Origin of the sequence: Prevotella sp. LMAG:51, assembly GCF_008680225.1 — a bacterium.
Lineage (GTDB): Bacteria > Bacteroidota > Bacteroidia > Bacteroidales > Bacteroidaceae > Prevotella > Prevotella pectinovora.
Genome location: NZ_NALQ01000006.1, coordinates 94,761 through 102,614, shown reverse-complemented (window position 1 = coordinate 102,614; position 7,854 = coordinate 94,761). Strand labels below are relative to the sequence as shown.

General features: G+C 48.2%; 8 protein-coding genes. All 8 read left to right on the top strand.

Annotation, left to right across the window (positions count from 1 at the left end):
* Positions 1-959: 959 nt before the first annotated feature.
* Positions 960-1,448, top strand: coding sequence for a hypothetical protein (locus CCC32_RS02870; RefSeq protein WP_287072181.1), 489 nt, complete (start codon positions 960-962; stop codon positions 1,446-1,448).
* 140 nt (positions 1,449-1,588) lie between these two features.
* The gene (locus CCC32_RS02865; RefSeq protein ID WP_022316225.1) at positions 1,589-2,140 is read left to right on the top strand and encodes a DUF3332 domain-containing protein; all 552 of its coding nucleotides are present in this window, start codon (positions 1,589-1,591) and stop codon (positions 2,138-2,140) included.
* Positions 2,141-2,169: 29 nt separating this feature from the next.
* The gene (locus CCC32_RS02860) at positions 2,170-2,787 is read left to right on the top strand and encodes a hypothetical protein (RefSeq protein WP_044071871.1); all 618 of its coding nucleotides are present in this window, start codon (positions 2,170-2,172) and stop codon (positions 2,785-2,787) included.
* A gap of 475 nt (positions 2,788-3,262) precedes the next feature.
* Positions 3,263-4,216, top strand: a complete 954-nt coding sequence (locus tag CCC32_RS02855) for a glycosyltransferase family 2 protein (RefSeq protein WP_287072177.1) — start codon at positions 3,263-3,265, stop codon at positions 4,214-4,216.
* A 252-nt stretch (positions 4,217-4,468) separates the two neighbouring features.
* Positions 4,469-5,062, top strand: a complete 594-nt coding sequence (locus CCC32_RS02850) for an IMP cyclohydrolase (protein WP_022316228.1) — start codon at positions 4,469-4,471, stop codon at positions 5,060-5,062.
* Positions 5,063-5,261: 199 nt separating this feature from the next.
* A complete protein-coding gene (locus CCC32_RS02845; protein ID WP_022316229.1) occupies positions 5,262-6,284 on the top strand; it encodes a rod shape-determining protein in 1,023 nt (340 codons plus the stop codon).
* A 126-nt stretch (positions 6,285-6,410) separates the two neighbouring features.
* Complete coding sequence (mreC, locus tag CCC32_RS02840; RefSeq protein WP_022316230.1) at positions 6,411-7,283, top strand: rod shape-determining protein MreC; 873 nt, start codon at positions 6,411-6,413, stop codon at positions 7,281-7,283.
* A 54-nt stretch (positions 7,284-7,337) separates the two neighbouring features.
* Complete coding sequence (gene mreD, locus CCC32_RS02835; RefSeq protein ID WP_287072173.1) at positions 7,338-7,838, top strand: rod shape-determining protein MreD; 501 nt, start codon at positions 7,338-7,340, stop codon at positions 7,836-7,838.
* Positions 7,839-7,854: the final 16 nt, after the last annotated feature.

The window sequence follows — 7,854 nt, the reverse complement described above, 5'->3', positions numbered from 1 at the left end:
ATGACCCCTATATAATATAAGGTGGAAAAGAAGCCTGCTTCTTGTACTACTACTTCTCTGTTTATTGTAATCTTTTCAAAGAACTCTTTCTTTTCTCTGCTCTTTCTGACTTAGTAACTGTTTTGTAACAGCGTTCGTTCTCAAAAGCGGATGCAAAGGTATGGTTTTTTCTCATACCATCCAAATGTTTTCAAAAGAAAACGAGAAAAAAGTGACGGTTTTCCTTTAATTTGACAGAATTGAAGGGAAAGGTGTAGGGTTCACATTATATTTATATATGCGCGCGCGATGGGAAATTATCAATGATCCCTGTTATGTTAGGGAGCGGGATTTCCGTTGGTGATGCTTTATTGTGGCTGATATATGACATGGGGACTCTACGCAATAACAAGGAAGGGTTATATATGTGAGCATTTGGTGTCCATCTGCCTGCGGCGATGGACAAAAATTAAACACGGATTTGACTTTTTCACTGATTTTTCAGGTGGTGAATGGGTTATTGGATTTATCTTTGTATTTACTGGGATTTGCGGGTGCTGGGGGCACTCCCCATTCCTTGCTGAGTTCTAAGCTGATGAAACAAGCCACTTGTTGATGATCTTTCCTGCTGACTTCAGCCCCCTCTCGGTCTCCCCCGAAGGGGAGATGCAGGTTACTCTGGTTCTGATTTCTGACAAAAGGATATGTAACACACGGTCATGGAAAATGGAAGATTTTGGGCACGAAAGGAAAAGGAAATGTGCCCAGGTGGGGCAACGTGCTTACCCATGTTGGGCAACGTGCTTGCCCCACTTGGGCAAGGTGCGTGCCCAAAAACGGGACAAAATAAGACTTAAAGCTACTGTAAACGGAGAGGAGTGGCAAGTGCCTGATGCGGGGACAAAGGACTGAATATCAAGGAAAAGCAAGAGGCATACGAGGAATTCGACACCGACCGCAACTCGTTTCTCAGTCTGTATATGGGATTCAACCTGCCGTTGAGCAAATACGACCTTGACGAAGAAAACGTGTTCCAGACCTCCACCGGAACGACGATAGGTCTGGAGGGAGCGTGGTTCATAAACAGGAATATAGGCTTTGGCGGCAGGACCACGTTCTCGAACCTGCAATATATCGTGAACAAGACAGATGCTCCCGACAAGACCTTCAACTATTTCACCGCCATGGCAGGTCCGTATTTCTCACTTCCGATAACACGCCGCTTTTCATTCGGCAGCAAACTCGTGGGAGGCGGCGTGTGGTATCCAAAGACAAAGATAAACGGAATCCCCGTCGGCAACAACCACGGTTACTGCTGCGGCACAGGTCTGTCGCTGAAGTATTACGTGCGCAAATTCCTCTCCGCCATGATATTTCTGGACTACAACATCCAGACCCCGGCGAGCCATGGCAGCAGGGAGTATATGCACATCATGACACTGGGAGCTAAAGTGGGATTACGACTGTGATATTCTCTGACGACATAAGGTGTTAACAACTTTTACAATCTTCTCATCCAACTTATTCCCTGTAATTATTGTTCAGGAAGCGAAAAAAACATATATTTGCAGAGACATATATAATCTGATAACAATAAAATCTATAGCAAATGAGAAAATTCACGACAAAATCCATTATTGCATTGTTAGCAGGTGCGGTGACTCTGAGTTCATGTATCGGTTCTTTCGGATTGACCAACAAGGTGTTAGACTGGAACAAGAGCCTTAGCAGCTGCAAGTTCCTCAACGAACTTGTGTTCCTTCTGATAAGCCCTGCCTATGCCGTGTGTGGCGTGGCAGACCTGTTCATCCTCAACACCATCGAGTTCTGGAGCGGCAGCAAAGTGATGGCCAAGGTGGGTGAGACCCAAAATGTGATGGGCAAAGACGGCCGCATGTATGCCGTGAAGACACTGAAGAACGGTTATGAGATAACCTCTCCCGACGGCGAGGTGTCACACCTTGTATATAACAAGAAGGAGAAGAGCTGGAGCTACGAGGACAAAGGCGCCATCAAGGAACTGTTCCGTTTCAACGACGACGGCACCATCATGGCAACTCTGCCCAACGGCAAGAAGATGAAAGTATCGCAAGACCAGGCCGGCATCTACCAGGTGAGAATGGCTGTCAACGATGGAATGTACTTCGCTTCAAGAAAATAAGAAGGAACAGACGTCTAATTAATTACGACATGAATACAATAAAAAAATTAGCTACTTGCTGCATCGCTTTAGCTGCAGCACTAAATGCGAACGCGATCGGAACGGAAACGACCAGCACGGCAGTATGCGTACAGAACATCAATGCGCAATGGACTGGTGACGCCACTGGATTCTGGAAGGCAAGAATCGGTGCCAACGTCAAAGACATCCCGAACTCCTGTCCTGGGCTATATTCAAAAGTCGACAAGACCGACTTCGGAGATGGCACATATCTGTATAGCTATCTGAAAAACGAAGAAGAAGAAGTGTTTTCTGTAACCACCGACGATGCCGGAACCATCAATTCCGTCAGCATAGCCATGGGTTCAGGAATAGAACTCTCTCTGATGGGCATCAAAGTGACTGCAGACACAAAATACCACACACTGATGAAGGCCGTGCCTACCAAGATAAAGTGGGTGTTAAACTTAGGTGAACTCAGACTCAACCTCGGTTCGGAAAAGGTATATTGCGAACCGTTCATCAGAGACCTAACCCAACGCGGCCATAACAAGTTGGCAAAGATGAAAGACACGGAGAGATTGATTCCTGTCACCCTGTCAGACATCGAGCCCGACGCTATATTATGGAAAATCACCATAGAATAAGCGCATAAGCCCCATATCTACAACAAGCCCCGACCGGTAAGCACTACCCGTCGGGGCTTGTCAATATAAAGCCACGCCATACAAATAAACCCAAAACGGTCATTAGGCCGTTTATTGTATTTTATATTTACTGCTTGCAGTCTTTTGTTTTTTATAAGGCGTCTTTTGCTTGTTTTTAATTCGTAATAGCTCGCTATTACTCATTAAAAGCCAAACAAAATCCACTCTTCTAAAAGAACAAAATCCAGGCAAGCCCTAATGACCGATTTGGGATAAAATCTTGAATATCAAAGCCACAACCTCCGTTCTCCTTTGCCATGAAACAATCATCTCTTTTCTGCCTGGAGAAAAACCAAACAAGCACCGATGACCGGTTGGGGATTATCAGAAAGCAACGAATGCGAAAAGGTTAAATTAACACAAAACCGGAGAGGCGGAACGAGAGAAAGAGAAAATAGTGTTACTTTTGTAAGATATGAAGAAAGTGTCAGTACTCGTGCCGGTATATGGCGTGGAGAAATATATAGAAGAATGTGCGAGATCACTGTTCGAACAGACTTACGGTAACATAGAATATGTGTTCGTAGACGACTGTTCGAAGGACGGCAGTATCGCCATACTTGAAAGGGTTGCCGAAGAATATCCCCAGAGGAAAAGTCAGACAAGAATAATCCGCCATGACCACAACAGAGGACTTGGCGGAGCAAGACTCACCGCCCTGCAGAAGGCAACGGGAGAATACGTGACCCACGTGGACAGCGACGACATCCTGCCCCTCGACGCCATAGCCCTGCTGATGGCGAAGGCCGAGGAAAGCGGTGCCGACATCGTAACCGGCGGATATTCAGAATGGAGAGACGGCAAGGTCACAAGATATGCGGGACCGCCACAGATGGGAAAGGAGAAATACCTGAAGGCACTGCTATGCCAGAACATAGTGAAAAACAGGATATGGGGCAGGCTATACCGCAGGGAGACACTGACGGGGAACGGAATATACAGTGTGGAGGGCATCGACTTCAGCGAAGACTATGCCGTGGTGCCGAGGGCTGTGTATCACTCACGGATAGCGACCGTAGACAAGAACGTGTATTACTACCGCATGGACAACAACACTTCGTATACGCATACCATATCAGAGAAGCATCTACGCTCCCACCTGAGGGCATGCCAGCTCGTGGCGGATTTCTTCATGACCGTAGCCGACGGCAGCAAATACCGCAAGGCAGTGGACATCGGCATCGCCAACGCCTTCAGATGTCTTGCCGACAGCAATCTTGACGCTGCCATCGCCGACGAGACGATGACATACGAACCCGGCGACACGATTTGCCGACTGTGCATCTCGATGCTGAAGAAGAGACGATGGGTGAAAACCGCTGATTTCATATATCTCGCCTACAGGCGGCTCTATTTCAGCATAGTATGACAACAAGGCGCTTGGCAACGGATTCCGGCAGATTCCGAAACGGTCATGAAGCCGTTTGATACGACAAGTTCCAAAGCCCGATTTGGATTGAAAAGGAATATAAATTGCTCCATAAGCGCCCTTTGTTTATCGAAAGTCAAAAAATAGCTACTATCCTCTATTTTTTCGCCGCAATAGAATGGGAAATATAACGATATTTTGTAACTTTGCAACCAAATACATATTTTTACACGACATATAAAGAAACAGAAGATGGCTGGAACAAGACAAATCAAGACCGCATTGGTATCAGTGTTTCACAAAGACGGGCTGGATGAGCTTCTCGCAAAACTGAATGCTGAGGGTGTGAAATTCCTTTCTACAGGAGGTACACAGAAATTCATCGAGTCGCTTGGCTATGAATGCCAGGCAGTGGAGGACGTAACGACATATCCCTCTATCCTTGGCGGAAGAGTGAAGACGCTCCATCCGAAAATATTCGGAGGCATCCTGGCCCGCCGCGACAACGAAGGCGACCGCGACCAGATGCAGGAATTCGAGATACCAGAGATTGATTTGGTCATCGTAGACCTCTATCCATTCGAGGACACCGTGGCAAGCGGAGCTTCTGAGACCGACATCATCGAGAAGATCGACATCGGCGGCATCTCGCTAATCCGTGCCGGAGCAAAGAACTTCAAAGACGTTGTCATCGTGCCAAGCAAGGCTGAATATGGTGTGCTGCTCGACATACTGAACAAGAAGGGCGCCCAGACCGACATCGAAGACCGTCGCATGTTCGCCACAAGAGCTTTCGGAGTGAGCAGCCACTACGACACGGCTATCCACGCATGGTTTGAGAAATAAGCGAGGAGCAAAAGAAAGAAAAGTTGACGAGAAGACTAACGGAAACTGACGGGAAGGAGACATGAAGAGCCGGCAACAACAGGCGGCAACCTGTCAAGAGAGAGAAAAAAAAAGAGTCTGCCAGTCAACAGACAGGACAAGCGGGAAAGCTTGCAAGAACTTAATATATATATAATAAGGTAAAAGCAAAAGAACGAATATGGGATTCTTTTCATTTATACAAGAGATAGCAATGGACTTGGGTACCGCCAACACTATCATCATCAGTGATGACAAGATAGTAGTTGACGAGCCATCGGTAGTGGCTCTCGACCGCCGCACCGACAAGATGATTGCCGTTGGCGAAAAAGCCAAGATGATGTATGAGAAAACTCACGACAACATACGCACCATCCGTCCGCTACGCGACGGCGTGATTGCCGACTTCACTGCCTGTGAGCAGATGATGCGCGGACTGATAAAGATGGTACACACAGGAAGCCGCCTCTTCTCGCCGTCACTGCGAATGGTGATCGGCGTGCCTTCAGGCTCTACTGAGGTTGAGCTGAGAGCCGTGCGCGACTCTGCAGAACATGCCGACGGCCGCGACGTATATCTGATTTTCGAGCCTATGGCAGCTGCCATCGGTATCGGAATCGACGTGGAGGCTCCGGAGGGTAACATGATTGTTGACATCGGTGGCGGCAGCACCGAGATTGCCGTGATTTCATTGGGCGGCATCGTATCCAACAACTCCATCCGCACCGCCGGCGACGACCTGACAGCCGATATTCAGGACTACATGAGCCGTCAGCACAACGTGAAGGTGAGCGAGCGTATGGCTGAGCGAATCAAGATACACGTTGGTTCCGCACTCACCGACCTTGGCGAGGAAGGACCAGAAGACTATGTGGTACATGGTCCGAACCGCATCACCGCCCTGCCAATGGAGGTACCTGTATGCTATCAGGAAATTGCCCACTGCATCGACAAGACAATCGCAAAGATAGAGAACGCCGTGCTTTCAGCACTTGAGAACACACCGCCGGAGCTCTATGCCGACATCGTGAAGAACGGCATATACCTGACGGGAGGTGGCGCTCTGCTGCGCGGTCTGGACAAGCGTCTGACCGACAAGATCAACATCAAGTTCCACATCGCCGAGGATCCATTGCACAGTGTTGCCAAGGGAGCCGGCATTGCGTTGAAGAACGTTGACCGCTTCTCATTCCTCATGAGATAACAAAGAAATACAAAATACAATTTAACAGCGAAAAGGTATAGTGCCGTAGAAAAGTAAAAAGTCAGCGCTGACTAGCGAGAGTCCTTTTACTTTTTTACAGCCTTGCCTTTTTTCTTTTGATACACAATGCGCAATCTTCTTGCCTTCTTGGCGAAATACAACCACTGGTTCGTATTCATCCTTCTCGAAGTGATATGCTTCGTGCTGCTGTTCAGGTTCAACAATTTTCAGGGCAGCGTATACTTCTCCTCGGCAAACGCCGTGGCAGGAAAGGTATATGAATACAACTCCTCAGTAACGACATTCTTCAACATGTCGCAGAGCAACAAAAAACTCAGCGAGCGCAACCTCATTCTCGAACAGCAAGTAAGAGCCCTCACTCAATACATCGCCACCCACCACGGCGACTCCCTCGCCATGGAACAGTGTCAGAAACAGGCGCTTGCCGGCTTCAAGCTCATTCCGGCGAAGGTGATACAGAGCACCATAAACCGTGAAGACAACCTCATCACCATAGACAAAGGTAAAGCTGACGGAATACACGAGGACATGGGAGTGGCATGCGGCACGGGAGTAGTGGGAGTGGTGTATATGGCATCTGATCACTACTCTATAGTATTGCCGGTGATAAACGTGAACTCGAACATCAGCGTCATGATACGCAAGAGGGGATACTTCGGTTTCCTGCACTGGAAGGGAACACCGAGCGACATTGCCTATGTTGACGATGTGCCGCGCCACGCCAGATTCGCTCTCGGCGACTACGTGGTGACAAACGGATACTCGTCGATATTCCCGCCAGGAATAATGGTGGGCAAGATTCTCCACGTGTTCAACTCCTCCGACGGACTCTCATACCGAGTGCAGCTAAGACTCTCAACAGACTTCGGCAAACTGCGCCACGTGTGCGTGATAGACAACAGCGCGCTGAAAGACAAGGCTCTGTTGCTGAAAGCGGCTCAAGACTCGCTGAAACCGAGAGACACCAGCAAGAAATAACAAGGCGGTACCGCCACGACAACTTTATCACCAATAAAGGGAAAGGAACAAATAATGAGCATCGACATCATAAAAAGAATCCTCCTATTGACAATACTCGTACTGGCACAAGTGCTGGTACTCAACAACATACACCTGCTGGGATGCGCCACTCCGCTACTCTACGTATATCTCGTGCTGCGCATCAACCGCTTCTGTCCGCAATGGGCAAACCTACTTTGGGGATTTGTCATCGGACTGTGTGTAGACATCTTCTCTAACACCCCTGGACTGGCGGCAGCCTCAATGACTCTCATGTCGCTGCTACAGCCATACGTGCTCAACATCTTCGTGGCACACGACAACCAGGACGACCTGAAACCGTCGTTCCGCACGCTCGGTCCGGTGAAGTATATCAGCTACACATCAATACTCGTGTTCATATTATGTATCACATTCTTCACACTCGAGACCTTCAACTTCTTCAACTGGCTGCAGTGGATATACAACATCGTGGGAAGCACAATAATAACAGTATTGCTCGTGCTCGTGGTGGAAAACGTGAGAAGAGACTGACAAGAGCAGGAAACAA

Excerpts from the sequence above, each read along its gene's own strand:
- CCC32_RS02870 (WP_287072181.1), top strand. The coding sequence starts at position 960 with ATGGGATTCAACCTGCCGTTGAGCAAATACGACCTTGACGAAGAAAAC.
- CCC32_RS02865 (WP_022316225.1), top strand. The coding sequence starts at position 1,589 with ATGAGAAAATTCACGACAAAATCCATTATTGCATTGTTAGCAGGTGCG.
- CCC32_RS02860 (WP_044071871.1), top strand. The coding sequence starts at position 2,170 with ATGAATACAATAAAAAAATTAGCTACTTGCTGCATCGCTTTAGCTGCA.
- CCC32_RS02855 (WP_287072177.1), top strand. The coding sequence starts at position 3,263 with ATGAAGAAAGTGTCAGTACTCGTGCCGGTATATGGCGTGGAGAAATAT.
- CCC32_RS02850 (WP_022316228.1), top strand. The coding sequence starts at position 4,469 with ATGGCTGGAACAAGACAAATCAAGACCGCATTGGTATCAGTGTTTCAC.
- CCC32_RS02845 (WP_022316229.1), top strand. The coding sequence starts at position 5,262 with ATGGGATTCTTTTCATTTATACAAGAGATAGCAATGGACTTGGGTACC.
- mreC (WP_022316230.1), top strand. The coding sequence starts at position 6,411 with ATGCGCAATCTTCTTGCCTTCTTGGCGAAATACAACCACTGGTTCGTA.
- mreD (WP_287072173.1), top strand. The coding sequence starts at position 7,338 with ATGAGCATCGACATCATAAAAAGAATCCTCCTATTGACAATACTCGTA.